Consider the following 25,693-nt stretch of genomic DNA (forward strand, 5'->3'; position numbering starts at 1 on the left):
ATGCTCGAACTGCGAGGCGCGCCCGCCCTTTCTGCCTTCCGTCATGCTCGGTTATTAGCGGTGCTGCGTGAACGTGTTCCCGAGGTCGAGGCGCTATCCGCCGACTACGTTCATTTTATTGACCATCACGACGAATTGGATGAGGCTGCCCACGAGCGGTTGGCGCAGCTGTTGGATTACGGCCATGAGGAAGCGGTTGAGCCACCCAAGGGCGCACGGCGTTTTTTGGTGGTGCCGCGCATTGGCACCCAGTCTCCCTGGTCGTCTAAGGCCACCAATATTGCCCATAATTGTGGCTTGATGGGCATTTCGCGGATCGAGCGCGGTATTGATTATCGCATTGCATTTAGCTCATCACCCGACGAAGACGCATTTAACGCGGTGGTGGCCTGCCTTCATGACCGGATGACCGAAAGCGTGCTGACCGATGCCTCGGATGCCGCCAAGCTGTTCGCCCGTCACGACCCGGCGCCGTTAGGCAGCGTGGATATTCTCACTGGCGGCCGCGAGGCCTTGGCCACGGCTAACCGTGAGCTGGGGCTGGCGCTGGCGGATGACGAAATCGATTATCTGGTGGAAGCGTTTAATGAGCTGAACCGCAACCCAAGCGATGTTGAGCTGATGATGTTCGCCCAAGCGAACTCCGAGCACTGCCGCCATAAAATCTTCAATGCCGACTGGCTGATCGACGGCGAGCCGCAAAGCCATTCGCTGTTCAAGATGATCAAGAACACCTTCGCTACGTCGCCGGAAAATGTACTCTCCGCCTACAGCGACAATGCAGCCGTCATTAAAGGCAGTCAGGCGGGACGCTTTTTCGCCACCCCATTGACGGGTGCCGATAACCAGCGCGCCCTTTACGGCACGCATCAGGAACCTATCCACATCCTGATGAAGGTGGAAACCCATAACCACCCCACGGCCATAGCGCCCTTCCCAGGTGCGGCGACGGGGTCGGGCGGTGAAATTCGCGATGAAGGGGCGACCGGTATCGGCGGCAAACCCAAAGCGGGGCTGTCAGGTTTTACCGTATCCAATCTGCGCATTCCCGAATTTGTTCAGCCTTGGGAAGCTTTCGATTACGGTAAGCCCGAGCGCATGCAGTCGGCGCTTTCGATTATGCTCGATGGCCCTATCGGCGGCGCGGCCTTCAACAACGAATTTGGTCGCCCTAACCTGACCGGTTATTTCCGCACTTACGAGCAGGATGTGCTGAGTGACGACGGGATTGAACGGCGTGGTTTCCACAAGCCGATCATGATCGCCGGCGGTTATGGCAATATCCGTGCCCACCATGTGCAAAAAGGCGACATTCCGGTGGGTGGCAAGCTGATCGTCATGGGCGGCCCGGCGATGTTGATTGGTCTGGGCGGCGGCGCGGCCTCCAGCATGGCTTCGGGTGCGTCGAGCGCCGATTTGGATTTTGCCTCCGTACAGCGGGAAAACCCGGAAATTGAACGCCGTGCCCAAGAGGTCATCGACCGCTGCTGGGCGCTGGGTGACCATAACCCCCTTCGCTTTATTCACGATGTAGGCGCCGGTGGGCTTTCCAACGCGCTGCCCGAACTGGTTAAGGATGGCGGCCGCGGCGGCCTGTTTGATTTACGCGCGGTGCCTAATGCCGAGCCTGGCATGAGTCCGTTGGAAATCTGGTGCAACGAAGCGCAGGAACGCTATGTGCTGGCCGTGGCACCCGAGGATATCGCTACCTTTGATGCACTTTGTGCCCGTGAGCGCTGTCCCTACGCTGTGGTGGGCGAAGCCCTTGAACAGCACTATCTGGAAGTGCGCGACGGCCACTTTGAAACCAAGCCGGTGGATTTGCCGATGAGCGTGCTATTTGGCAAACCGCCCAAAATGCTGCGTGAATTTAACCGCCAAACGCCCGCCACCTCGAGTGTAATGCTCGATAACCTGGACCTGCGTGAAGCGATGGATCGCGTGCTGCGACTGCCGACGGTGGCTTCGAAAAGCTTCCTGATCACCATTGGCGACCGCTCTATTACCGGCCAAGTGGCGCGTGACCAAATGGTCGGCCCATGGCAGGTCCCAGTGGCCGATGTGGCGGTGACCACTGCGAGCTTTGATACACACACTGGCGAGGCGATGGCCATGGGCGAACGTCCCCCGGTGGCTCTGATTGACCCTGCCGCAAGCGCCCGGCTGGCCGTCGCTGAGGCGATCACTAACTTGGCAGCCGCACCGATTGCCAAACTGGGCGATATCAAACTCTCGGCTAACTGGATGAGCGCAGCCGACTACCCCGGCGAAAACCAGGCGCTGTTTGATGCGGTGCATGCGGTGGGCATGGAATTATGCCCGGCGCTGGGGATTGCTATTCCAGTGGGCAAAGATTCCATGTCAATGCGCACGGCTTGGCAAGCCGACAATCCGCAAGGCGAAAAAGAAGACAAAAGCATTACCTCGCCGCTCTCACTAGTGGTCACCGGTTTTGCTCCTGTGACCGATGCGCTGGCGACCCTAACGCCGCAAATTAATCTCGAACAGGACGAGTCCGATCTGATTTTGATCGACCTGGGCAACGGCCAGAACCGTCTAGGTGGCTCGGCATTGGCGCAGGTGTATGGCCAAGTGGGCGATGAATGTCCCGATGTAGATGACGCCGAAGACATCAAGGCGTTCTTTGAAGTCATTCAAGGCCTAAACCGTGACGGCAAGCTGTTGGCGTACCACGATCGCAGCGATGGTGGCCTGCTGGTGACGCTGTTGGAGATGGCCTTTGCTGCCCACGCGGGGCTTGAGATCAAGCTCGATTGGCTGATTGATGAGCCGGTGGAGGCGTTTAGCGCGCTGTTTTCCGAAGAACTGGGCGCGGTAATCCAGGTCAACCGTGAGCACACCGAAGAAGTGCTGACCCAGTTTGCCGTGGCCGGTATTGAAACCTGCGGCGTGATCGCGCGTCCGCGCTATGATGACCAAGTACGCGTGACGCTATTTGAAGAGCCGCTGCTCGAAACCACGCGTCAATTGACCCAGCGTACCTGGTCAGAAACCAGTTATCGCATGCAGGCGCTGCGCGATAACCCAGAATGTGCGAAAAACGAATTCGACAACCTGCTCGATATTCGCGATCCCGGACTTAGTGCATCGCCTACCTTTGATATCAATGACGATGTCAGCGCGCCGTTTATCAACACCGCAAAACCGGCCATGGCCGTGTTGCGTGAGCAGGGCGTCAATGGCCAAGTGGAAATGGCCTGGGCGTTCGATAAAGCCGGTTTTGACGCCGTAGATGTGCATATGAGTGACATTCTTGAAGGACGGGTGTCGCTTGATGATTTCAAAGGCTTGGTGGCCTGCGGCGGTTTCTCTTATGGCGACGTGTTAGGCGCAGGTGGCGGCTGGGCGAAGTCAGTGCTGTTCAACGAGCGTGCCCGCGAGCAGTTTGCCGGGTTCTTCAAACGTGATGACAGCTTCTCGCTAGGCGTTTGCAACGGCTGCCAAATGCTTTCGCAACTGAAGTCGTTAATACCCGGGGCAAAAGACTGGCCCGACTTTGTGCGCAACGAATCCGAGCAGTTTGAAGCACGTGTTTCTATGGTGCGGGTCGAAAAGAGCCCCTCCATTTTGCTGGCGGGCATGGAAGGCTCTCAGTTGCCGATCGCAGTTGCCCATGGCGAAGGCCAGGCGGCATTCCGCGACAGTGCCCACCTACGCCGGATGCAGTCGAGCAGTCAGGTGGCACTGCGTTACATCGACAATTACGGCCAGGCGACTACCCGCTACCCGTCGAATCCCAATGGGTCACCGTCGGGTATTACCGGGCTGACCACGCCCGACGGGCGCGTCACGATCATGATGCCGCACCCAGAGCGCGTGGCGCGCGCGGTTACCAATTCCTGGCGCCCCAGCGAATGGACCGAGGATGGCGCCTGGCTGCGCTTGTTCCGCAATGCGCGCACTTGGTTGGGTTAATTGTTGAGATCATCCAGTTGACGTCAGTCAAAACACTAGGTGAATGATGACACACCCTGAAAAGGCGGCCTGCGGGCCGCCTTTCGGCGCTGGCCCTGCAACACCCACACTGCGGCCTTATCAAACCCAGGCGGTTAGCCGCGTGGTGGCGCATTTTCGTGCCTCCCACGAGCCGGCGGTGGTGGTATTGCCGACCGGAAGCGGCAAGTCATTGGTGATCGCCGAACTCGCCCGGCTGGCGCGGGGCCGTGTGCTGGTGTTGGCCCACGTGCGTGAGTTGGTCGAGCAGAACCACGCCAAGTACCAGGCCTACGGTCTGAAGGCGGATATTTTTAGCGCCGGACTCAAGCGCAAGGACGCCCAGCGGCAGGTGGTGTTCGGCTCGGTGCAGTCGGTGGTGCGCAACCTGGATCGCTTTGCCGATGGCCGCTTCACCTTGCTGGTGGTTGATGAATGTCATCGTATTTCTCTGGATGAGGACGCCAGCTATCGCCAGGTAATCGACCACCTGCAGCAGCAAAATCCACAGCTTAAAATACTTGGCCTTACGGCAACGCCCTATCGCCTGGGCCAGGGGTTCATCTATCACCGCCATTATCACGGCATGGTGAAAGGTAGAGATGACTGTTTCTTTCGTGACTGCGTGTTTGAGCAGCCACTTAGATTAATGGTCAAGCAAGGCTATTTGGCCGAACCCAAACGGCGCGATATGGCGGTCGAAGGGTATGATTTTTCGCGTCTAGCGCCGTCAGCTAATGGTCTTTATAGCGAGGCGGCGCTGAACCAGGTGGTGGCGGGCAGTCGCGCCACGCCGGGCATTATCCGCCAGGTCGTCGAGCTGGCGGAGGGGCGCCAGGGCGTGATGATTTTTGCCGCCACCGTGGCCCATGCGGAAGAGATCATGGGCTATCTGCCGGTGGGGCAAGCGGCGCTGATTACTGGAGGCACTGTCTCTCAGGACCGCACGGCAATTATCGACGCCTTTAAAGCCCAAACGCTTAAATACCTGGTCAACGTGGCCGTGCTGACCACCGGGTTCGATGCTCCACACGTTGACTTGATTGCGATTTTGCGGCCTACCGAGTCGGTCAGTCTGTATCAGCAGATGGTGGGGCGGGGGCTGCGCCTGTCTCCCGGCAAGCAGGATTGCCTGGTGCTCGACTACGCGGGCAACCCTTGGGACCTGTATGCGCCGGAAGTCGGTGAACCTAAGCCGGATAGCGATAGCGAGCCGGTTCAGGTGGAATGCCCCGCTTGCGGCCATGCCAACCTGTTTTGGGGCAAGCGCGACGGTGAGCTGGTGATCGAGCACTTTGGCCGCCGCTGCCAGGGGTTGATCGAGGATGAGGCGGGCAAGCGTCGCCAGTGCGACTTTCGATTCCGCTTTAAAGTCTGCGGCGAATGCGGCGCGGAAAACGATATTGCCGCCCGCCGATGTCATGGCTGCGAGACGCTGCTGGTCGACGCTGATAACAAGCTTAAGGATGCCCTAAAGCTGAAAGATGCCAAGGTGCTAAGGGTCAGCGGTATGGCGCTGGAAGCCACCACCAACGGGCGGGGCTTACCACGCCTCAAAGTCACCTACTATGATGAGGACGGCGCGAGCTTGGCGGAATGGTTTGCGCTTGAGACGCCGGCCCAGCGTCGCGCGTTCTACATCGCCTTTATGCGCGACCACTTGCGCGCGCCTGGAACGCCTTGGCAGCCCGTCACGCCCCAAGAGGTGGTCAGCGAGCAGCGGCGCCTGCGCCATCCCGATTTTGTGGTCGGCCGTAAAGTGGGTCGTCACTGGCAGCTTCGCGATAAGCTGTTTGATTATCATGGACGCTACCGCAAAGCCGCGGAAGCGGGGTAAAGTGGCCCCAGGTCACGTCGCTCAGTGACTTTGTTACACTGCGCTTTGTATGAACTAGGTGACAACGATGCTATTTAACCCGCGTGATTAACCAAGGAAACCGACCCGCGTGAGCGAGACGCCAAGCGCTAATGCTCCCCTCTTAAGCACGGACACCTCGGACACAGCGCCGGTGGCCGAAGCACTGGGGCGGCTATTTAACGAACCGATCACTCAGATGCCGGAGGATTTATACATCCCCCCGGAAGCGCTGCGCGTTTTTTTGGAGGCGTTTGAAGGACCGCTGGATCTCCTGCTTTACCTGATTCGTCGCCAGAACCTGGATATTCTGACCATCAATGTAGCCACCATTACCCATCAGTACATTGAATATGTGGAACTGATGAAGGCCATGGAAATTGAGTTAGCGGGTGAGTACCTGCTAATGGCCGCTATGTTGGCCGAGATTAAATCGCGCACGCTACTCCCCCGCCCGCCTAAAGCGGAAGGCGAGGAGGAAGAGGATCCGCGAGCAGAGTTAATCCGACGCCTGCAAGAATATGAGCGCCTCAAGGAAGCCGCGGAATCGCTGGATACCCTGCCGCGGGTGGGCCGCGACTGGTTCAGCGTGCAGGCGGGTTTGCCACCGCTGGAAGCGCGGGTCATTCATCCGCCGGTCGAGCTGGACGAGTTGCTGGGCGCGCTGGCCGATATTCTCAAGCGCGCCGAGCTTACCCAGGCCCACCATATAAGCCGGGAGGTATTGTCCACCCGTGAACGGATGCTCGCGATCATGGAACAGCTCAGCGGAGAGGGCGCCGCGCCGCATTATATCCCCTTCGCTGCATTGTTTACCTTGGAAGAGGGTAGGGCTGGCGTGGTGGTGACGTTTATGGCGATTTTAGAACTGGCCAAAGAGGCGATGATCGATATCGTGCAAAACGCGCCGCTCTCACCGATCCATGTGCGCGCAAGGCCTGCGGCCATAAACGACCACGATGATCCTGAAGGCGCGTTTGAGATGGATGACATTGGCGAGAATAGTCTGGAAGAAAGCGCGTTTGAAGCGCGCACCGACGAGCAAGCGTCGCGCCGGGCAGATGAGCCCGCCGATAGGGAAACGCCATGAGAGAAGTCAACTCGGCACTGGACGAGATACTCGAAGCCGCGTTATTGGCGGCGGGTGAACCGCTGCCCCTGGAGCGCCTGGAAACGCTGTTTCTGGATGGTGAGTGCCCATCAAAAAACGAGCTGCGCGAGGTGCTGGCACGTCTGGACGAACGCCACAGGCAAGGTGCCCTTGAGCTCGTTGAAACCGCTTCAGGTTATCAACTGCGTATTCGTCCGCGGCTATCCCGGTGGGTATCCCGTCTATGGGACGAGCGACCGCAGCGCTACTCCCGGGCGCTGCTCGAAACCCTGGCACTGATTGCCTATCGGCAGCCGGTCACCCGCAGCGATATTGAAGATGTGCGTGGGGTTAGCGTTAGCAGTTCGATCATGCGCACGCTGATGGAGCGTGGTTGGGTAAGAGTAGTCGGGCATCGCGATGTGCCGGGAAGGCCTGCGGTGTATGCCACCTCGCGAAGCTTTCTGGATGATTTTGGGTTAAAAACGCTCGATGAGCTGCCGCCGATGCACGAGCTGGTTAGCGGGGAAGCCGACTGGCAAGATACGCTTGGCGAAAACGACGAGCAACCCCTGCTGCAGGCCCCTCCGACGCCTGAAGCGCAAGAAGGACTGGACGACACGCCTGAAACCGTGCAGGATGCGCCACCCGAAACGGCCGATAGCGCCGATACGCACGCCGAGACGGCGTTAACCCAGCCGCTGAGCTTTGCCGATTTAGAGGCACGCTTGACGGCACGTGCGCAGCGCTCCAGTGATCAAGGTGCGCGCACGCAGACCCATGATGAGAGGTCAGACGACCATGAGTCAGAGTAATACTCCCCCTACCAGCGAAAAGCTGCAAAAAGTACTTGCCCGTGCCGGATTCGGCTCGCGGCGTGAGATGGAAACCGTCATTGCGGATGGCCGCGTCAAAGTTAACAATCAGGTCGCCAAGCTGGGCGATCGCGTTGAAGCACGCGACAAAGTCAGCGTTGACGACCGGCTGGTAACACTGCGAGCAGAAGACGAAACACCCCGCCGGGTGATCATGTACAACAAGCCGGAAGGCGAGTTGTGCACCCGCAAGGATCCCGAAGGCCGTCGTACCGTGTTTGATCGGTTGCCGCGCTTGAAAGGCGAGCGTTGGATTGCCATCGGCCGTCTGGATATCAATACCAGCGGGCTTTTGCTCTTCACCACTGACGGCGAACTGGCTAACCGCTTAATGCACCCCTCGACGCAAGTCGAGCGTGAATACGCGGTGCGGGTGATGGGCGAGGTTAAGCGCGAGCATATCGTGGCCATGGTCGACGGCGTAATGCTGGAAGATGGGCCCGCCCGGTTTACCGATGTGCAAGAGTTTGGTGGCGAAGGGATTAATACCTGGTTCCACGTGGTCATTTTGGAAGGTCGTAACCGCGAAGTCCGTCGCCTTTGGGAATCACAGGAACTGACAGTAAGTCGTTTGAAACGGGTCCGATACGGCAATATCTTCCTTGATAAGCGCGCTAAAGCGGGCGAATGGGTTGAGCTTTCTCAGGATGAGGTGGATGATCTTGCCGCGCTTGCTCAACTTGAAACTCGCAAAGTGCCTGAGCTTACGCCAGACGAGAAAAACCGCTGGAGCCGCGATAAAAACAAGCGTCGTCCGGTGCAAGCGATGCGCAAGCCCAAACGGCGTTAAGGGCTGTTTAATACAGGTGTGAGTCGGCCAGCGGTTGAGGCAAAAGTTCAAAAAAGACTTGCGGATAGCGTAGCTCGTCCGTAAGATATGCATCCGTTCGGGCGGGTCGTTAGCTCAGTTGGTAGAGCAGTTGACTTTTAATCAATTGGTCGCAGGTTCGAATCCTGCACGACCCACCAGCCGAACTGTATTATCATTTGCCACCGCCGCGTGAGCGCCGGGTCGTTAGCTCAGTTGGTAGAGCAGTTGACTTTTAATCAATTGGTCGCAGGTTCGAATCCTGCACGACCCACCAAATTCAACACCCCTGGCAGTTCGCTGCCAGGGGTGTTTTGCTATGAGCGATTTGTCGGGGCTTAATAATTGGGCTTGCCGTCGGCAACCATTTCCCGCCAAAATGGTCTTATTAACGATGAATACCGGTAAGGCCCATCGCGAAAGACGCAGCGGTTCTTGCCATCGAGAGCGGCGCGTGCGGAGCGCATACGCCGTGACTGGTGTTTAACAGGGGGATACCCTGTTCGTCACAGTGGTAGACACGATGACTATTATGACTTCCCAAGCCGAGCTTGATGCTCCGCTCCCCAGCCCGTACTGCCCGACCCGCATTCCCGCCGAAGATCAGGCGCGCGTAGCGGAAATCAAACAGCTACTGAAACAGCACAACGCTGTACTGGTGGCGCACTATTACACCGATGATGCCATTCAACAGCTCGCGGAAGAGACCGGCGGTTGTGTGGCTGATTCGCTGGAAATGGCCCGTTTCGGTGCGCGCCATGACGCCACTACGCTGGTAGTGGCCGGGGTGCGCTTTATGGGGGAAACGGCGAAAATCCTGTCGCCGGATAAACGCGTCCTGATGCCGACGTTAGAGGCTACCTGCTCGCTGGATATCGGCTGCCCCGCCGATGAGTTCAGCGCCTTTTGCGATGCTCACCCTGATCGCACCGTGGTGGTCTATGCCAATACCTCGGCGGCCGTTAAAGCACGTGCCGATTGGGTAGTGACGTCGTCTATTGCCGTCGACGTCATCGAGCATCTCCAGGCAAAAGGCGAAAAAATTCTTTGGGCGCCTGATAAACACCTGGGCAGCTACATTCAGAATAAAACCGGTGCCGATATGCTGATGTGGGATGGCGCCTGCATCGTCCACGAGGAATTCAAAGCGAAAGGCGTCGAAGATCTAAAGCGACTTTATCCGGATGCCGCTGTACTGGTTCATCCTGAATCACCCGCGCCGGTGGTCCAGTTGGCTGATGTGACGGGGTCAACATCCCAATTAATCAACGCCGCCAAAAGCCTGCCTAACGAACAATTGATTGTGGCAACCGATCGCGGGATCTTCTTCAAAATGCAGCAAGCGGTGCCCAACAAAACGCTGTTTGAGGCGCCGACGGCGGGTAATGGCGCTACTTGCCGCAGCTGCGCGCATTGCCCGTGGATGGCAATGAATGCCCTTGATAATCTCGCGGGTGCATTGCGTGAAGGCAGCGGTGAAGTTTTCGTGGATAATGCACTGCGTCAGCAGGCACTCAAGCCGCTGGAGCGAATGCTGAATTTCAACGCCTAGCTATCTGACCTCGCACGGCTGGCTTTAAAGCCCCGCCGTGCGCACATTGTTTTGTAGCGCCTAAAACTGTTCCAAGGCCTCGCGATAGTCCATGAAATCTTTGCGCCGCTGTTCGATGCGTGCCAGCGCCTGTTGGTCGTTTTCACGCTCGGCGGCGTCTTCGGCAATATCCAACTGGCGAATGCCGCGATCCATGCGGCCGGTCAACTGAAGATATTCTGCGCGTGCCAAATGGCCCCAGCCGTTGCGTCCGCTGCGGCCAGCGGCTTCTGATAGCAGATTAAAGCCTTGCGGATTTTCAGGATGTTGTGAGGTGACGTCGCGTAGGACATCGTAGGCCGCGTCAGGATCCCGCTGAAGCTGCGCCTCGGCCAGCACCAGTTGGGCCGGTAAGTAGTTGGGCATTAAGCGCAGCAACTGCTGGCTGCGTTGGATCGCTTCATCGTAACGCTGTGCCTGAAGTGCAACGTCCGCCGCCGAGCCAGGCAGCATGGCAAGGTCTGGCTGTTCATCGCTTAGTTGATCAAGCGCTTGTAGCGCGTTATCGACTCGCCCGCCCTTGGCATCCACTAAGGCGGCTACATAGCGTTGTGCAGTCTCATCGGCATCTTCCTGAGCCAGGCGAGAGCTGGCCTGCTGGGGAGACTGTTGATGGATCTGCAGCAACGCACGGCCGCGAATCATGTCGTAGAGCGTGTCGCTTGAGTAGGCTGAGGCAATATTCATCTGGGCGGCGCGAGATTGGGCGTCACTTAGCCGAGACTCCGACACCGGGTGGGTCAATAAAAACTCCGGGGGCGTACCGCCTTGGAGACTGGCCATGCGCTGCAGGGTGCGGAACATGCCCACCATGGCCTCAGGGTCGTAGCCGGCATCGGCCATGGCCTGAAGGCCCACGCGGTCTGCTTCCTGCTCATAGCGGCGCGAGTAGGTAAGCTGGTCTTGAATGAGAGCTGCTTGAGAGCCCATAACGGTGGCAATGCCTGCATTACCGCCGCCCCCCGCCGCGATCAGTAGTCCGGCCAGCATGCCGGCCATAGCGGGAAGCTGTGTCTGTTCAGCACGCTCACTACCGCGCGCATAGTGGCGTTGGGAAAGATGCCCCAGTTCGTGGGCGATGACCGATACAAACGCTCCCTCGTCTTCTGCAAAGGCGAATAGCCCGGCGTTGATGCCGATGACACCACCGGGGACAGCAAATGCATTGAGCGTTCGGTGGTCGACCATGACGGTGGTGACGTCCAGGTCGCCCAACTGGCTATGCGGGGCTAACCGATTAATCAGGCTGTTTAAATAATCGTTGGCAATCGGGTCCTGCCATTGGGGGGCCTGAGCGCGGAATTGGCGTAGCCAAGCGCGGCCGAGCCGGTACTCTTCGCTGCTAGCCGACGAAGAAGAACTGCCTAGACTGGGTAACGACTGTTCGTTACTTACGGCAGGCAGGGGTATTAACAACGTGCTACAGGCGAGCGCTAAGGCGCGCGTCCAGCCTGCAGAGACGATACAAAATCGCGGCATGGCATCCTCATCGGTGATGGAAAGCGCTGAGTCATTACCTATGACATTGATTCACGATGTGAAGTGCCGTTAAATCAAGTGCGCAGAGAATACTGCACAGTCTATGCAACAATGGCTGATACGTGCAGGGTCTTTTTTAAGGGGATAAGAATGATGGAACAAACAACGCGCTTACAGCCCGATACCGTGCTTGACGCCTGCGGGCTTCACTGCCCGTTGCCGTTGCTAAAGGCCAAGCAGGCATTGGCGGGGCTTGCCCCTGGCCAGTTACTGGAAGTGCGTGCCACTGATGCGGGCTCATGGCGCGATATTGAAGCCTTTGCCCAACAGAGCTCGCATTGCTTGGAAGCCCGCGAACAGCACGGAGATATTTACTACTATTGGCTTCGTAAGGCTGAAGGTGAACACTCATGACTATGCGTGCGATCCTGAAAAGTTGGGTGGATCGTTATTTTTCGGATGAAGAAGCCCTTATTCTACTCGTAGTGCTCATCGCTGGGTTTGCCGCGGTCATCTGGTTTGGCCGTATGCTGGCGCCTTTTTTTACCGCGTTGGTCATCGCGTTTTTGCTCCAGGGGATGGTGGGGGCCTTGACCCGCCGTGGCATTCCTCATTTACTATCGGTGATAGTGGTTTTTCTTGCGTTTGTCAGCGTGTTGCTGGCCTTGGCGTTTATTTTGCTGCCGCTAATATGGAATCAGTTGATTGGCCTTGTGCAGGAAACACCGCGGATGTTTGCAAGCGGGCAGAGCTGGCTGGATGAGCTGCAGTCGCGCTATCCCAACCTGATTACCCCGGACCAAATGCAAAACTGGATTGGCGTCGCCAGCCGCGAAATAAGTCAGTTGGGCCAGCGTGCGTTGACGTTGTCGCTGGCATCGTTGGGCAATATTTTATCGCTGATTATCTATCTGGTGCTGGTACCTATTTTGGTCTTTTTCATGCTTAAGGACCGGGAGGCGCTAGTCGGTTTTACACTGTCGTTACTGCCACAGAAGCGCACCTTGATGGCGCGTATCTGGCGTGAAATGGACGATCAGATAGCCAACTATATTCGTGGCAAGTTTATCGAGATTATTATTGTCGCCATCGTCACCTTTATTACATTCTCGTTCTTTGAATTGCCATACACCGCACTGCTAGCTGTATTGGTTGGCTTTTCTGTACTGGTCCCCTACATCGGTGCGGCAGTCGCGACACTTCCCGTCGCGGCGGTAGCCGGGTTTCACTTTGGGCTAAGCGAGTCGTTTGCTTACGTGCTGGTTGCTTACGGGGTTATTCAGGCATTGGATGGCAACGTGCTCGCCCCGGTACTATTCTCGGAAACCAACAATATTCACCCGGTGTCGGTGATTGTGGCAGTGTTATTCTTCGGCGGGATATGGGGGTTCTGGGGCGTGTTTTTTGCCATTCCGCTCGCCACGCTGCTGAAGGCGTTGGTGCATGCGTGGCCGCGGGGGATGAAAGGGCGCGATGAGCGTCACCATGTTCTCGTCAACGAAGAGTCGCTGTAAGGGAAGACAGCTCGCTAGCTTGGTGTCTACCCATCCGCCTGGCGGATGGGTAGGGTGGTTTAACGCGCGTTAAGTGCCTGAGCCGTCGCGAGCACTTCATCGACGTGACCGGGCACTTTGACGCCACGCCAGGCTTGAGCGAGCTTGCCTTCGCTATCAATTAAAAAAGTGCTTCGCTCAATGCCCCAATGCTCCTTGCCGTAGAGCTTTTTGAGTTTGATAACGTCGAATAATCGGCAAACGGTTTCGTCTTTATCCGACACCAGCGTAAAGTTAAAATCCTGCTTGGCTTTGAAGTTCTCCTGGGCGCGTAAGCCGTCCCGCGAAACGCCGATAATTACCGTGTTAGCCTCATCAAAGTCGGCTTTGCGGTCGCGGAAATCGCCGCCTTCGGTGGTACAACCCGGTGTGCTGGCTTTGGGATAGAAATAAATAACGACCTGCTTGCCGCGAAGCTCGGATAACGTCAGGGTGGTATCACCCGTTGCCGGTGCCGAAAAATCGGGGACCGGTTGGCCTACGTCAATAGACATATAAAGCTCCTAATGTGTAGTGGCTTTCAAGGGCGATTACACGCAAGCTTGTGGTGCATGTCAAAGGAGAAAACATCTTTGGGTCAAAACTTGCCGCGCTTTCCGCTGTACAGGGTCGAGCCGCCTGAGTACCATTTGCCCTTTGTGGATTCCTGTTGAGATGATGGCAGGCTGCGTCATGCATTAACTCGGCTCCTTATCTCGTGAGTCATAGACGCTTGATTTAACCCTTTAGCAGGTGAGGAAATACGGATGATCACAGGCAGCATCGTCGCCCTGGCGACGCCGATGAAAGTCAATGGCGACATCGACTGGGAGGCGCTTCGTCGTCTGGTGAACTTCCATCTCGAAAACGGTACCGATGCGATTGTGGCGGCGGGCACCACCGGTGAGCCGACGACCATGTCATTTGCCGAGCACTTCGACGTAATACGCAGTGTGGTCGAGGAAGTAAACGGGCGCATACCGGTAATTGCTGGCACCGGGGCCAACGCCACGTCGGAGGCTGTTGAGCTGGCACGCTATGCGGGCGAAGTTGGCGCTGATTACTGTTTATCCGTATGTCCTTACTATAACAAGCCTACCCAAGAGGGCTTGTATCAGCACTTCAAAGCCGTGGCCGAGGGCAGCAAACTGCCGGTGATCCTCTATAACGTGCCCGGCCGGACCTGTTCAGACCTCTATAATGAAACCGTCGTAAGGCTGGCTGAAGTCAAGAATATCATTGGCTTGAAGGATGCAACGGGCAACCTGGAACGTGCCGAGGATCTGATCATTCGCCTCAAGGGCAGTGATTTTATGCTCTATTCGGGTGACGATGCCACTGCCTGTGATTTCATGCTAATGGGTGGGCATGGCGATATTTCGGTAACGGCTAACGTCGCCCCGAACGCGATGCATGAATTATGCGCCGCTGCGGTAGCGGGCGATGCGGATAAAGCACACCAAATCAATACGCGCTTGATGCCTCTGCATACCAATCTGGGGGTTGAGTCCAATCCCATTCCGGTAAAGTGGGCGTTACATCGAATGGGATATGCCGACGCGGGTATTCGCCTGCCGCTGACGTGGCTGTCGGAAAAGTACCACGCCACGGTCAGTGAAGCCCTACAACTCGCGGGGGTAGTTGAAGAATAACCCGCAAAAGACCCTTTGCTACCTGGCGAGGTAATGCTTCATAGCGCCAGGTGACCGATCTGTTGACTGTTAAGGTGGCTTAATGAGCTCTGTGCTTGAAAAACGTGCGCTTAAATGGATACCGCTGGCCCTGGTGGCGGCCGTAACGCTTGCTGGTTGCGCCCGCGATGAAGGCTTCTACCATGATCGCAATTTGGACTATGTAGACGCCAAGCCCGCGTCACCGTTGGTATTGCCCGATACCCGCAATACCCAACGCTACCGTGATGCGCTGCCGGTACCCGACGTTGCCAATCAAAGCGAACAGGATGACGTCGCCGAGGTACAGCCACCTCAGCCACTCGGCGTGGGGAGTGGCTTGTCGCCTGATTACGTCGAAGTTCGTGAAATCGGCGACCAGCGGTGGTTGGTGGTAGACGCTGAACCGAGTAGCGTATGGACGCAGTTGGAAAGCTTCGCACAAGCGCGTGGTTTGGATGTTCAGGAAAGCCGTTCCTCTGAAGGCATCCTGGTCACCTCGCAGGCTGAGCTCCGCTTGCAAAGCGCTCTGCGCGAGGGAAGCAGTGAAATTCGCTGTGAACGTGGTGGCCAGAGCATGGACAGCTGCATAGATGCATTAGCCACCTACTTGGATGACAGAAGCGCCTCTTCTGTTTCTTCTGATGCGTCATCTTCTTCATTAAATGCCCAGCGCCTGGAAGACAGTGACGAGGTAGCGCTTCGTCAACAAGGTGATGATTGGCTAGTGGCAGTCTCGCATCCGGTTGAGCGGGTTTGGGCTGAGTTGAATCACTACTTGGAGCTCGATTTTGACCAGGAAGGGGAGCGTGATCTGCTGGCTTCTGATCCGGATAATCGCTCGTTCACTGTTGAATACATGACTGAAAAGGAACGCAATCGTAACCCCCTCCAGATTGTGTTTAGCGCGGATGTACGTCGCATGTCTCAAGAAATACGTTTGGAGCTTCAACCTGATGGCAATGGTTCGGTTCTGCGAGCAGTTAACGCAAGCGACCGCTCGTTCAGTGAAGACGATCAACGCGAGCTTCTTGAGCGTGTAGCCGGCTATTTACGTTAATTCAATGATCTTTGTCTTTTTGCGGAGCTCCCATGGAAAAGCGCCAAGAACTCTACGCCGGTAAGGCAAAATCTGTATACACCACCGATGATCCGGACCTGCTGGTACTTGAGTTCCGTGATGATACCAGCGCCTTTGACGGCAAGAAAAAAGAGTCGCTGGCGCGCAAGGGGATGGTTAATAACCTCTTTAACGCCTTTATTATGGAGCGCTTAGAAGACGCCGGTATCCCAACGCATTTCGAGAAACAGCTTTCTGACACGGAAAGCCTAGTCAAGAAAATGCATATGATTCCGGTGGAGTGTGTGGTGCGCAATATTGCGGCAGGTGGTCTCGTGAAGCGCCTTGGCGTTGAGGAAGGCATTACCTTGACGCCGCCTACGTTCGAGCTGTTCTTGAAGAACGACGACAAAGGCGACCCGATGATCAACGAGTCACTGGCAGAGACCTTTGGCTGGGCGACGCCTGAGCAACTTGCCAAAATGAAGACACTCACCTTCAAGGTTAACCACATACTTAAGCAGCTGTTTGCAGAAGGCGATATGCTGCTGGTGGATTACAAACTTGAGTTTGGTGTATTTAACGGCGACGTCGTGTTAGGCGATGAGTTTTCTCCCGATGGGTGCCGGCTATGGGACGCCAATACCCGAGAAAAACTCGATAAAGACCGCTTTCGTCAAGGCTTGGGTGGCGTCATCGAGGCTTACGAAGAAGTAGGCCGCCGCTTAGGTATTACTTTTCCCCGTTAACGTTGAGCCGTCAACGTGTCGATAGCCACCACCTCCAACGTGGTGGCTTCGCCGTTTTGGCGTGGGTGAAATTTGACGTCCACATCGCGCAGCCTCACCCCGTATACCCGTTCAGCAGGCCGGCTTTGCTGGTAGGCAGGGCGAGGGTCTTGGCCCAGTACCTGTTCGATCAACGTCCTGAGCGAGGCTTGATCATCGCGCGTTGCCAACTGGGCGAGGGCGGCTGCACTGAAATGCACCGCTAGCCGAGCGGGGGCCTCGGGGGCAAAGCCGGCCTGGGCATCCGGGCGCGCTTCAGCCCAGGGCAGATAGGGTTTAATATCCACCACGGGCGTGCCGTTAACCAAATCGCAGCCTGACAGGATCAGGCGCACGCCCTGGCGGGTATCGATGCCACTCAGTTCGACCAGCGAAAGGCCAAGCCGGTTGGGACGATGCGTGCTGCGGCTGGCAAACACACCCACTTTGCGGTTACCGCCTAATCGTGGGGGTCTGACGAGTGGCGACCAGCGCTCGGGGCTTTGATGAAACACAAAGCTGATCCATACATGGCTGAAAGCGTCCAGTCCACGCACGGCGAGTGGATCGTCGTAGGGCGGACTAAGCACAAGTTGTGCATTGGCAGCAGGCGCAAGCCCAGGCTGGCGGGGCACGCCAAATTTATCGGCGTAGTCGCTTATTACATGGCCGATAGGTGTCAGCGCAAAAGACTCGCCGGGTGGGGCATCGTGCATCACACTGCCTCATCAAAGGGAAAAATAGATAGCCGAGTATAATGCAGCCGTGTTCTCAGCGCAGTGGCGCAGGGCATGCCTTGAAAAAGAAAGCGTTAACGCCCACAAGGTGAAGCATGACAGACGATCAGACTGTAAAGCCCTCGACGGCCCGCGTGACCTATCGCCTGGCGCGCGCACGCGATGCCGCCGATCAGGCGGAAGTGTTTTACCATGCCGTGATGCAAGGGGCCGCAACGCGTTATAGCCTGACGCAGCGGCGCGCATGGGCAAGCGTCTTGCCCCGTGAGGCCACCGCCTGGTCCGCTCGACAAGCGCTGTATACGACCCTTGTCGCGAGCTGTGACGGGCGCTGCGTGGGATTTATAGAGCTTGATGTGCCCGCTGGGCGAGTCGAAACGTTATACGTCTGGCCGGCACTCAATGGTCGAGGGATTGGCACCACACTATTAATTCACGCCGAACGGCTGCTGTTGGAACAAGGTGTTGACCGCATCCATATTGAAGCGAGTTTGACGCTTTACGAGCGGCTGATGCGACGAGGCTGGCAGAACCTGGGCGAACAGTGGGTCGAACGAGGTGGTGAGCCACTTCAGCGGTTTCGTCTTCAGAAGCGGCTCAACGCCGTCGAAACGTAAACGTTGCCGGTTACGGGGTCGCTTGACGGGTGACGCGCATCGACAGGTCAATGGCCTTGATGTCTTTGGTCAGCGTGCCGCAGGAAATACAATCCACGCCTGATTCGGCAATCGCGCGCAGGGTCGTGGTATCGACGTTACCCGAGGCTTCAAGAGTGGCGTTGCCCGCCGTGAGCTCCACCGCCGTGCGTAGCTCATCCAGGCTGAAGTTATCCAGCATGATGACATCCGCCTTGGCCGCCAGCGCCTGCTCAAGCTCGGCAAAATTTTCGACTTCCACCTCAACGGGAAGCTCGTCGGCCAGCTTGCGCGCCTGGGCGACGGCCGCCTGGATGCCGCCGCAGGCGGCGATGTGGTTTTCCTTGATCAAAAACGCATCCCACAGCCCAATGCGATGGTTGTGGCCGCCGCCACACATCACGGCGTATTTTTGCGCCAGCCGCATGCCTGGCAGTGTCTTGCGGGTGTCCAGCAGGCGCACACCCGTGTCGGCAATGAGATCCACGTAGGCCCGCGTGGCCGTCGCGGTCGCGGACAGGGTCTGCAGCACGTTGAGCGCTGCGCGTTCGCCGGTCAGCAGGCTGCGCGCTGGCCCTTCCAGGGTCAGAAAGCACTGCCCGGCGTCCAGCCGGTCACCGTCGGCGGCCTGCCAGCGGAGTGCCACGCGGCTATCCAGGCGGCGGAAAATATCGTCGACCCAGGCCACGCCGCAGAGCACGGCGGGGACCCGGGTAATCACTTCGGCGGTCGCCCACTGCTGATCGGGAATCAGTTCAGCGGTAATATCGCCCGGTCCAACGTCTTCGGCCAGCAGGCGAGCAGCGCTGGAACGGATTTCTTCGGCAAGTGCGGTCTGGTAATGCATAGCAGTCAATTCTCTGGGCGTTAGCGTTTATGCCCGGCATTATAGTGAAAGAGTGCGCCAACGTAGAGGAGTCCTTGCGTGACTGACCCAGATTCTTCACCGGGCTGGTGGCCATCCGCCCGCCGGGTGGTCTCGCCAAATGCCGACCAACGCCCCCACGATGAGGTGTCGTTGCTGCTGATTCACGCCATCAGCCTGCCGCCCGGCCAGTTTCACGGGGCTGCCATCGAAGCGCTATTTACCAACCAGTTGGACCCCCAGGCGCATCCTTATTTTGCCGCCATTGCCCACCTGCGCGTGTCGGCCCATATGCTGATTCGCCGCGATGGTGAGTGTATTCAGTTCGTCGATACCGATCGGCGTGCCTGGCACGCGGGGCGCTCCTGCTGGTGGGACCCGAACCAGCTGCGCTGGCGCAAGGCGCTGAACGACTTCACGGTGGGCATCGAGCTGGAAGGGGACGACACCACCCCCTATACCAAAGCGCAGTATGCGCGTCTGGCAGAGGCGATCGCGTGGCTCAGGGCGCGCTATCCGGCGATCACGCCTGGGCGAATTACCAGCCACGCCCGGGTGGCGCCGCTGCGCAAAACCGACCCCGGACCGGCCTTTGACTGGGCCTATTTGCGCCAGCAATTGGTGACGTGAAAAAGTGATTTAAGTCACGGTGAAAGCAGACAATGAAACGGGAGTTTGACTACATGGGCGCGCACTTTTTTGCGTCTTTCAACGTCTTAACAATGCCTTATGTTGCGGTGCAATAGTTTGTTTTCGATAGCCTTTTCCGTCTTACTGGAATTGGCAGCGTGGCGACTTTGCGGTATCTTCACCTATACAAAAGGCTAACTTTTACAACACTTATGTAGCTTTATTACATTTGGCGGCGTGTAGCTTGTTGAATGTAGAACGAAAACCCCAGGCGACGCTCAGGCGTCGGCTACTTGCATGCCTGTGGTGGCGACACACCACAGCCGCCCCTGACCCGGTGGGTTAGCGGGGCTGACTGTCATTTATCGTCATTCGGAGAGACCTCTATGAGTCTGGAGACAAGAGAAGATCTCGATCCGGTCGAAACCACGGAATGGATAGATTCCCTGGAGTCGGTGCTGGATCGTGAGGGCGAAGATCGTGCCCGCTACCTGATGACCCGCCTGGCGGATCGCCTGCGCCGGGACGGGATGAAGGTGCCCTTCTCGGTGACAACCCCGCACCGCAATACGATTCCGGTTCATCGTGAAGCGCCGATGCCCGGTGATTTGTTCATGGAGCGGCGTATTCGCTCTTTGATCCGTTACAACGCCATTGCTCAGGTCATTCGCAATAACCGGGCCAAGCCGGGCCTTGGCGGGCACATTGCCAGTTTCATGTCGTCGGCGACGCTTTATGATGTGGGCTTTAACCACTTCTTCCGCGCTCCTCAGGGCGACTTTGAAGGCGACCTGATTTACATCCAAGGCCACGTGGCGCCAGGCATTTATGCGCGTTCGTATCTGGAAGGCCGCCTCAGCGAAGCGCAGATGGATAAATTCCGTCAGGAAGTTGATGGCGACGGCCTGTCTTCTTACCCGCACCCGTGGCTAATGCCGGATTACTGGCAGTTCCCCACGGTATCCATGGGCCTTGGCCCGATCCAGGCGATCTATCAAGCCCACGTGATGAAGTACCTTCATCACCGTGAGCTGAAGGATATGTATGACCGCAAGATCTGGTGCTTCATGGGCGACGGTGAGTGTGACGAGCCGGAATCCCTGGGCGCCATTTCCCTGGCCGGTCGTGAAAACCTCGACAACCTGATCTTCGTCATCAACTGCAACCTGCAGCGCCTGGACGGCCCGGTACGCGGCAACTCCCGCGTCATGGACGAGTTCGAAGGCGTCTTCCGAGGCGCTGGCTGGAACGTGATCAAGGTCGTCTGGGGCCGTCACTGGGATCCGCTGTTCGAAAAGGATAAGAAAGGCATCCTTCAGAAGCGTATGGACGAAGCGGTCGACGGCGAGTACCAGAACTACAAGGCCAACGGCGGCGCGTACACCCGCGAGCACTTCTTCGGTAAATATCCAGAAACCGAGGCGATGGTCAAGGATCTCTCCGACGAAGATATCTGGAAGCTCAACCGCGGTGGCCACGACCCGTTCAAGGTATACGCGGCGTACAACGAAGCGGTTAATACCTCAAACGGCAAGCCGACGGTGATCCTGGCGCACACGGTTAAAGGCTACGGCATGGGTAGCGGCGATGGCGAAGCAGCCAACGAAGCGCACCAGGTCAAGAGCATGGAATACGAAGCGCTGAAGACATTCCGCGACCGCTTCGGCATTCCATTGACCGACGAGCAGCTCAAGGAGGTCCCGTATTACAAGCCGGAGGATGATTCTCCTGAGCTGAAGTATATGCATCTGCAGCGCGAGCGCCTGGGTGGCTACCTGCCCAGCCGTCGCAGCGACTTTGACGCGCTGGAAATTCCGACCCTGGAAGACAAAGCCTTTGCCTCGCAAATGGGCGGTTCCAAAGGTCGGGAAGTGTCTACCACCATGGCCTTTGTGCGCGTGCTTAATGGGCTGGTCAAAGACAAGAAAATTGGCAAGAAAGTGGTGCCGATCATTCCTGACGAAGCGCGTACCTTCGGCATGGAAGGCATGTTCCGTCAGTTGGGGATCTACACCTCTGAAGGCCAGAAGTATGAGCCGGTCGATAAAGGCCAGATCATGTTCTACCGTGAGGATCAGAAGGGTCAGATTCTCGAGGAAGGTATTTCGGAAGCAGGGGCCATGTCGGCGTGGATTGCCGCGGCGACCTCCTACAGCAACAACAATGTCACGCTACTGCCGTTTTACGTCTATTACTCGATGTTCGGCTTCCAGCGTATCGGCGACCTGGCCTGGGCCGCAGGCGATCTGCAGGCGCGTGGCTTTATGGTGGGTGGCACGGCGGGGCGCACGACGCTCAACGGCGAGGGCCTGCAGCACCAGGACGGTCACAGCCTGATTCAGGCATCGACCATCCCCAACTGCAGAAGCTATGACCCGACCTATGCCCATGAAGTGGCGGTGATTCTGCAGGACGGCTTGCAACGCATGTTCGCCAACAAGGAGAACTGCTTCTATTACCTCACGGTCATGAACGAGAACTACGAGCACCCTGAGCTCGACGACGTGCCCACTGAGGACATCGTCAAAGGCATGTACCTGCTGCGCGAAACCAAGGGCGATAAGGGCCGCGTCCAACTGTTGGGCTCGGGTACCATCCTGCGCGAAGTTGAAGCGGCCGCTGAACTGCTGGAAAACGACTGGGGTATCGGTGCCGATATCTGGAGCGTCACGAGTTTCAACGAGCTGCGTCGTGAAGCGCTGCTGCTGGAGCGTGAAGCCTTCCTAAGCCCAGAAGCCGATGCCAACAAGCCCCACGTCACCAAGTGCCTTGACGGCCGTGACGGGCCGGTGATCGCGTCTACCGACTACATGAAGCTTTACGCGGATCAGGTGCGTGCCTGGGTGCCGAGTGATTACACCGTGCTCGGCACAGACGGCTTTGGTCGTTCCGATACCCGCGAGAAGCTGCGTTATTTCTTCGAGGTAGATCGTTACTTCGTGACCGTCGCGGCCCTGCGCGCGTTGGCTGACCGTGGCGAGATTGATCGCAAGCACGTTGGTGAAGCACTGAAGAAGTACGGCATCGATGCCAATAAGCCGAACCCGCTGACCAGTTGATCCGCTGCCCGGCGGGCAGTGCCCGCCGGCTCGATCCGATTTTAAAGGAGCGCGACCTTGAGTAGCGAAATCATCAAAGTTCCCGATATCGGTGGCGATACCGATGTCGAAATCATCGAGATTGCGGTGTCGGAAGGCGATGTCATCGAAGCGGAAGACACCCTAATCACGCTTGAATCCGATAAAGCCAGCATGGACGTCCCCGCGCCTAAGGGCGGCAAGGTGGTCAAAGTGCTGGTCAAAGAGGGCGATACTGTCTCCGAAGGCGACGATATCGTTGAGCTGGAAGTCGAAGGAGGCGGCGACGAGAAGCAAGAGAGCTCGTCGGACAGCCAGTCTGAAGAGGCCCCAGCGAAACAAGATAAGCCGAAAGAGCCGTCTCAAGAGCAGAAGCCCGCGGCTAAAAAGTCCGCAGGCGGTAAGCAGACGGTGGATATCAAAGTGCCCGATCTCGGCGGCTCGGACAGCGTCGAAATTATCGAAGTTGCGGTCAGCGAAGGCGATGAGGTCGAGGCCGAAGACACCCTCATCACCCTGGAGTCTGACAAAGCCTCAATGGACGTGCCTAGCCCCCATAGCGGCAAGATCGTCAGCTTTACCGTGAAAGAGGGCGACACCGTCTCGGAAGGCGATGTGATCGGTAAGATGGAGATCGCAGGCGAAGGCGGCGACGATAGTGAAGATGCACCGCAAGAGAGCGCTTCTTCTGAGCAGTCGTCTAGCCAAGCCAGCAGCGAGCCCGAAGAGTCGGTAGAGGAAGACGATCAGGAAGAGGCCGCCAGCGGCGAACCGGAGCGCAAAGAGATTCGTGTGCCGGATCTTTCAGGCTCTTCTGATGTGCCGATTATTGAAATCGGCGTTTCGGCCGGTGACGAGGTCAACGAAGAAGACCCGTTGATCACGCTGGAGTCCGACAAAGCCTCCATGGACGTGCCCAGTCCCTATAAAGGCAAGCTCATTGAGCTGACGGTCAAAGAGGGTGATACGGTCTCTGAAGGCGATGTGATCGGTTATATCGAAGTCGCTGGCGCCAAGAAATCAGCCCCCAAAAAAGCCCAGCCGGAGAAAGCCCAGCAGAGCAGCGCTAGCCAGCCAAGCGCCAAATCTGCCGAATCGCCCGCCGGCACACCAAGCCCGGAAGCCCAGATGGCGTCGCACAAGCCGCGTGATGGCAAGTTGGTGCATGCAGGCCCCGCCGTACGCATGCTGGCGAGGGAGTTAGGCGTGGACCTGGGCCTCGTTAAGCCCAGCGGCCCGAAGGAGCGCGTGCTTAAAGAAGACGTGCAGGCCTATGTGAAGCAGGCGATTGCCAATCAGGGTAAGGCTCAGGCTGGCGCTGCCCCCGCCGCTGCCGGTGGCGCAGGTATTCCGCCGGTACCGGAGGTCGATTTCAGTCAGTTTGGCGAGGTCGAAGAGAAGCCGATGGGACGGCTGCTCAAAATGGGCGCCACCAATCTGCATCGCAGCTGGCTCAACGTGCCTCACGTTACCCAATTTGATGAAGCGGATATTACCGAGCTTGAAGCCTTCCGTAAGTCGATGAAGGCCGAGGCCGAAGCCCAGGGCGCGAAGCTGACGCCGCTGCCGTTTTTGGTCAAGGCGTGTGCCTTTGCGCTGCGCAAGTTCCCGCAATTCAACGTCAGCCTGAAAGGCGATGGCGAAACGCTGGTATGGAAAAACTACGTGCATATCGGCATTGCGGTGGATACACCGGAGGGACTGATGGTGCCGGTACTGCGCGACGCCGACAAAAAATCCTTGATTGAGATTGCCAAGGAAATGGCGGAGCTAGGTAAGAAAGCGCAAACCAAAAAGCTCAAGCGTGACGAAATGACCGGCGGTTGCTTTACCATTTCGAGCCTTGGCTCGATTGGCGGCACCGCGTTCACGCCGATCGTCAATGCACCGGAAGTGGCGATTTTGGGCGTCTCCAAGTCGCAGATGAAGCCGGTGTGGGATGGCAGTGACTTCCAGCCGCGCCTGATGATGCCGCTGTCGCTTTCTTACGATCACCGAGCCATCAACGGTGCGGATGCGGCACGTTTCACTGCGTTCCTGGCGGACGTGCTGACCGATATTCGTCGTCTACTGCTGTAAGTGGCGAAGGTGGGTCTCATGAGCGGCGCCCGATAGGGCGCCGCTTGTGTTTGGGCCGCTGCCGTTTGTGAATAAGAGGACGACCAAAGTACAAGTTGGGCGTCACTTGGCTGTTTTTATTTAAAAAAATGCCTTCAGGGCAGTGCTTTCAGGCTTTTGGGTAGTTGTGTCGCCTGGAAGGCACGGTTATTGTCGGCTAATTGATTTTTTGCATTTCTATCATTCAAGGAGCAGTGCCATGCGTTTAATCCTGTTGGGTGCCCCCGGCGCGGGGAAGGGGACTCAAGCTCAATTTATCTGCGAGCGGTATAGCATCCCCCAGATTTCCACCGGAGACATGCTGCGCGCGGCAATCAAGGATGGTAGTGAGCTGGGCCTTAAAGTGAAAGAAATCATGAACAGCGGTGGCCTGGTGTCGGACGATATCATCATCGACCTGGTCAAAGAGCGTATCAGCCAGCCCGACTGCGAAAATGGTTTTCTGTTCGACGGCTTCCCGCGCACTATCCCCCAGGCGGATGCCATGAAAGAAGGCGGCGTTAAACTCGATCACGTGCTGGAAATTGCCGTGCCCGACGAAGAGATTGTCAATCGTTTGGCGGGGCGGCGTGTACATCCTGCCTCGGGGCGGGTTTACCACGTTGAGCATAACCCACCCAAAGAACCGGGTAAGGATGACGTGACGGGTGAAACGCTGATCCAACGTGAAGATGACCAGGAGTCTACCGTGCGCAATCGTCTGGCGGTGTATCACGACCAAACCGCCCCGCTGGTGGATTACTATCAGCAGTGGGCCAAAGATGATCCCCAAGCGGCTCCACAATACCACCGCGTTGAAGGGGTTGGCAGCGTGGATGAGATTACCCGCCAGGTGAAAAACGCGCTGAGTTAAGCCCTGTTAAAGGCTGACCTGCGAATACGTGATGGCTCGCCAACGGCGAGCCATCGTCGTTTGGGCATGGCAAAGGTACAATGCCCGTTTATTGTTT

At 57.4% G+C, this 25,693-nt stretch carries 20 protein-coding genes and 2 tRNA genes; 18 read left to right on the plus strand and 4 right to left on the minus strand.

All coding sequences use genetic code 11. From position 1 onward, the window contains the following. The 8 genes from purL (at window position 1) to nadA (ending at window position 10,134) form a co-directional block, all read left to right on the plus strand. On the plus strand, window positions 1–3,936 hold the full coding sequence (gene purL / locus CPH17_RS16515; RefSeq protein ID WP_074395325.1) for a phosphoribosylformylglycinamidine synthase: 3,936 nt from the start codon (window positions 1–3) through the stop codon (window positions 3,934–3,936). Between the two features lie 46 nt (window positions 3,937–3,982). Further along, on the plus strand, window positions 3,983–5,791 hold the full coding sequence (locus CPH17_RS16520) for a DEAD/DEAH box helicase (protein WP_096300400.1): 1,809 nt from the start codon (window positions 3,983–3,985) through the stop codon (window positions 5,789–5,791). Between the two features lie 109 nt (window positions 5,792–5,900). Further along, window positions 5,901–6,899, plus strand: a complete 999-nt coding sequence (locus CPH17_RS16525; protein ID WP_074395327.1) for a segregation and condensation protein A — start codon at window positions 5,901–5,903, stop codon at window positions 6,897–6,899. Then, window positions 6,896–7,714 (plus strand): SMC-Scp complex subunit ScpB, encoded by an 819-nt coding sequence (scpB, locus tag CPH17_RS16530; protein ID WP_074395328.1) that lies wholly within the window; start codon window positions 6,896–6,898, stop codon window positions 7,712–7,714. Before CPH17_RS16525 ends, scpB begins: the two co-directional genes overlap by 4 nt. After that, window positions 7,701–8,564 (plus strand): 23S rRNA pseudouridine(2605) synthase RluB, encoded by an 864-nt coding sequence (rluB, locus tag CPH17_RS16535; protein ID WP_074395329.1) that lies wholly within the window; start codon window positions 7,701–7,703, stop codon window positions 8,562–8,564. The genes scpB and rluB overlap by 14 nt, the downstream gene beginning before the upstream one ends. A 103-nt stretch (window positions 8,565–8,667) precedes the next feature. Beyond that, a tRNA-Lys gene (locus tag CPH17_RS16540) sits at window positions 8,668–8,743 on the plus strand. A 40-nt stretch (window positions 8,744–8,783) separates the two neighbouring features. Then, a tRNA-Lys gene (locus CPH17_RS16545) sits at window positions 8,784–8,859 on the plus strand. A 246-nt stretch (window positions 8,860–9,105) separates the two neighbouring features. After that, window positions 9,106–10,134 (plus strand): quinolinate synthase NadA, encoded by a 1,029-nt coding sequence (nadA, locus tag CPH17_RS16550; RefSeq protein ID WP_074395330.1) that lies wholly within the window; start codon window positions 9,106–9,108, stop codon window positions 10,132–10,134. A gap of 60 nt (window positions 10,135–10,194) precedes the next feature. Here the strand turns inward: nadA and CPH17_RS16555 are convergent, their stop codons facing one another. Then, entirely contained in the window at window positions 10,195–11,652 is a 1,458-nt protein-coding gene (locus CPH17_RS16555) for a M48 family metalloprotease (protein ID WP_074395331.1), read from the minus strand. Window positions 11,653–11,802: 150 nt separating this feature from the next. Between CPH17_RS16555 and CPH17_RS16560 the strand changes: the two genes are divergently transcribed. After that, a complete protein-coding gene (locus CPH17_RS16560; RefSeq protein ID WP_074395332.1) occupies window positions 11,803–12,066 on the plus strand; it encodes a sulfurtransferase TusA family protein in 264 nt (87 codons plus the stop codon). Then, window positions 12,063–13,166, plus strand: a complete 1,104-nt coding sequence (locus CPH17_RS16565) for an AI-2E family transporter (RefSeq protein WP_074395333.1) — start codon at window positions 12,063–12,065, stop codon at window positions 13,164–13,166. The genes CPH17_RS16560 and CPH17_RS16565 overlap by 4 nt, the downstream gene beginning before the upstream one ends. Before the next feature lie 59 nt (window positions 13,167–13,225). Here CPH17_RS16565 and CPH17_RS16570 read toward each other — a convergent pair whose 3' ends face one another. Further along, complete coding sequence (locus CPH17_RS16570; protein ID WP_074395334.1) at window positions 13,226–13,699, minus strand: peroxiredoxin; 474 nt, start codon at window positions 13,697–13,699, stop codon at window positions 13,226–13,228. Window positions 13,700–13,951: 252 nt separating this feature from the next. Here CPH17_RS16570 and dapA point away from each other — a divergent pair, with 252 nt between their 5' ends. The 3 genes from dapA to purC all read left to right on the plus strand — a co-directional run bounded on the left by dapA (window position 13,952) and on the right by purC (window position 16,663). Next, window positions 13,952–14,836, plus strand: coding sequence for a 4-hydroxy-tetrahydrodipicolinate synthase (dapA, locus tag CPH17_RS16575; RefSeq protein ID WP_096300402.1), 885 nt, complete (start codon window positions 13,952–13,954; stop codon window positions 14,834–14,836). Window positions 14,837–14,918: 82 nt separating this feature from the next. After that, window positions 14,919–15,914: an outer membrane protein assembly factor BamC gene (gene bamC / locus CPH17_RS16580; protein WP_074395336.1), complete on the plus strand. Its 996-nt coding sequence runs from the start codon at window positions 14,919–14,921 to the stop codon at window positions 15,912–15,914. Between the two features lie 32 nt (window positions 15,915–15,946). Beyond that, window positions 15,947–16,663: a phosphoribosylaminoimidazolesuccinocarboxamide synthase gene (purC, locus tag CPH17_RS16585; RefSeq protein ID WP_074395337.1), complete on the plus strand. Its 717-nt coding sequence runs from the start codon at window positions 15,947–15,949 to the stop codon at window positions 16,661–16,663. Here purC and tsaA read toward each other — a convergent pair. Then, window positions 16,660–17,397 carry a tRNA (N6-threonylcarbamoyladenosine(37)-N6)-methyltransferase TrmO gene (tsaA, locus tag CPH17_RS16590; RefSeq protein ID WP_096300404.1) on the minus strand — a complete coding sequence of 246 codons (738 nt, stop codon included), beginning with the start codon at window positions 17,395–17,397 and terminating at the stop codon, window positions 16,660–16,662. The genes purC and tsaA overlap by 4 nt on opposite strands. 116 nt (window positions 17,398–17,513) lie before the next feature. Here tsaA and CPH17_RS16595 point away from each other — a divergent pair, with 116 nt between their 5' ends. Next, window positions 17,514–18,035, plus strand: coding sequence for a GNAT family N-acetyltransferase (locus CPH17_RS16595; RefSeq protein ID WP_074395339.1), 522 nt, complete (start codon window positions 17,514–17,516; stop codon window positions 18,033–18,035). 10 nt (window positions 18,036–18,045) lie between these two features. On the opposite strand, the gene nadC is transcribed toward CPH17_RS16595, so the two are convergent. Then, entirely contained in the window at window positions 18,046–18,900 is an 855-nt protein-coding gene (nadC, locus tag CPH17_RS16600) for a carboxylating nicotinate-nucleotide diphosphorylase (RefSeq protein ID WP_096300406.1), read from the minus strand. 78 nt (window positions 18,901–18,978) lie between these two features. Between nadC and ampD the strand changes: the two genes are divergently transcribed. From ampD to adk, 4 genes are all read left to right on the plus strand, one after another. Further along, window positions 18,979–19,548 (plus strand): 1,6-anhydro-N-acetylmuramyl-L-alanine amidase AmpD, encoded by a 570-nt coding sequence (gene ampD, locus CPH17_RS16605; protein ID WP_096300408.1) that lies wholly within the window; start codon window positions 18,979–18,981, stop codon window positions 19,546–19,548. Between the two features lie 386 nt (window positions 19,549–19,934). Then, window positions 19,935–22,607: a pyruvate dehydrogenase (acetyl-transferring), homodimeric type gene (gene aceE, locus CPH17_RS16610; RefSeq protein ID WP_096300410.1), complete on the plus strand. Its 2,673-nt coding sequence runs from the start codon at window positions 19,935–19,937 to the stop codon at window positions 22,605–22,607. 57 nt (window positions 22,608–22,664) lie between these two features. Further along, entirely contained in the window at window positions 22,665–24,704 is a 2,040-nt protein-coding gene (aceF, locus tag CPH17_RS16615) for a pyruvate dehydrogenase complex dihydrolipoyllysine-residue acetyltransferase (protein ID WP_096300412.1), read from the plus strand. Between the two features lie 238 nt (window positions 24,705–24,942). Further along, window positions 24,943–25,596: an adenylate kinase gene (gene adk, locus CPH17_RS16620; protein WP_074395343.1), complete on the plus strand. Its 654-nt coding sequence runs from the start codon at window positions 24,943–24,945 to the stop codon at window positions 25,594–25,596. The last annotated feature ends 97 nt before the right edge of the window (window positions 25,597–25,693 follow it).

The organism is Halomonas sp. hl-4 (genome assembly GCF_900215475.1).
Lineage (GTDB): Bacteria > Pseudomonadota > Gammaproteobacteria > Pseudomonadales > Halomonadaceae > Vreelandella.

Excerpts from the sequence above, each read along its gene's own strand:
- bamC (WP_074395336.1), top strand. The coding sequence starts at position 14,919 with ATGAGCTCTGTGCTTGAAAAACGTGCGCTTAAATGGATACCGCTGGCC.
- aceE (WP_096300410.1), top strand. The coding sequence starts at position 19,935 with ATGAGTCTGGAGACAAGAGAAGATCTCGATCCGGTCGAAACCACGGAA.
- adk (WP_074395343.1), top strand. The coding sequence starts at position 24,943 with ATGCGTTTAATCCTGTTGGGTGCCCCCGGCGCGGGGAAGGGGACTCAA.
- tsaA (WP_096300404.1), bottom strand. The coding sequence starts at position 17,397 with ATGCACGATGCCCCACCCGGCGAGTCTTTTGCGCTGACACCTATCGGC.
- nadA (WP_074395330.1), top strand. The coding sequence starts at position 9,106 with ATGACTATTATGACTTCCCAAGCCGAGCTTGATGCTCCGCTCCCCAGC.
- purC (WP_074395337.1), top strand. The coding sequence starts at position 15,947 with ATGGAAAAGCGCCAAGAACTCTACGCCGGTAAGGCAAAATCTGTATAC.
- CPH17_RS16520 (WP_096300400.1), top strand. The coding sequence starts at position 3,983 with ATGACACACCCTGAAAAGGCGGCCTGCGGGCCGCCTTTCGGCGCTGGC.
- CPH17_RS16595 (WP_074395339.1), top strand. The coding sequence starts at position 17,514 with ATGACAGACGATCAGACTGTAAAGCCCTCGACGGCCCGCGTGACCTAT.
- nadC (WP_096300406.1), bottom strand. The coding sequence starts at position 18,900 with ATGCATTACCAGACCGCACTTGCCGAAGAAATCCGTTCCAGCGCTGCT.
- CPH17_RS16570 (WP_074395334.1), bottom strand. The coding sequence starts at position 13,699 with ATGTCTATTGACGTAGGCCAACCGGTCCCCGATTTTTCGGCACCGGCA.
- purL (WP_074395325.1), top strand. The coding sequence starts at position 1 with ATGCTCGAACTGCGAGGCGCGCCCGCCCTTTCTGCCTTCCGTCATGCT.
- scpB (WP_074395328.1), top strand. The coding sequence starts at position 6,896 with ATGAGAGAAGTCAACTCGGCACTGGACGAGATACTCGAAGCCGCGTTA.
- rluB (WP_074395329.1), top strand. The coding sequence starts at position 7,701 with ATGAGTCAGAGTAATACTCCCCCTACCAGCGAAAAGCTGCAAAAAGTA.
- dapA (WP_096300402.1), top strand. The coding sequence starts at position 13,952 with ATGATCACAGGCAGCATCGTCGCCCTGGCGACGCCGATGAAAGTCAAT.
- CPH17_RS16555 (WP_074395331.1), bottom strand. The coding sequence starts at position 11,652 with ATGCCGCGATTTTGTATCGTCTCTGCAGGCTGGACGCGCGCCTTAGCG.
- CPH17_RS16565 (WP_074395333.1), top strand. The coding sequence starts at position 12,063 with ATGACTATGCGTGCGATCCTGAAAAGTTGGGTGGATCGTTATTTTTCG.
- CPH17_RS16560 (WP_074395332.1), top strand. The coding sequence starts at position 11,803 with ATGATGGAACAAACAACGCGCTTACAGCCCGATACCGTGCTTGACGCC.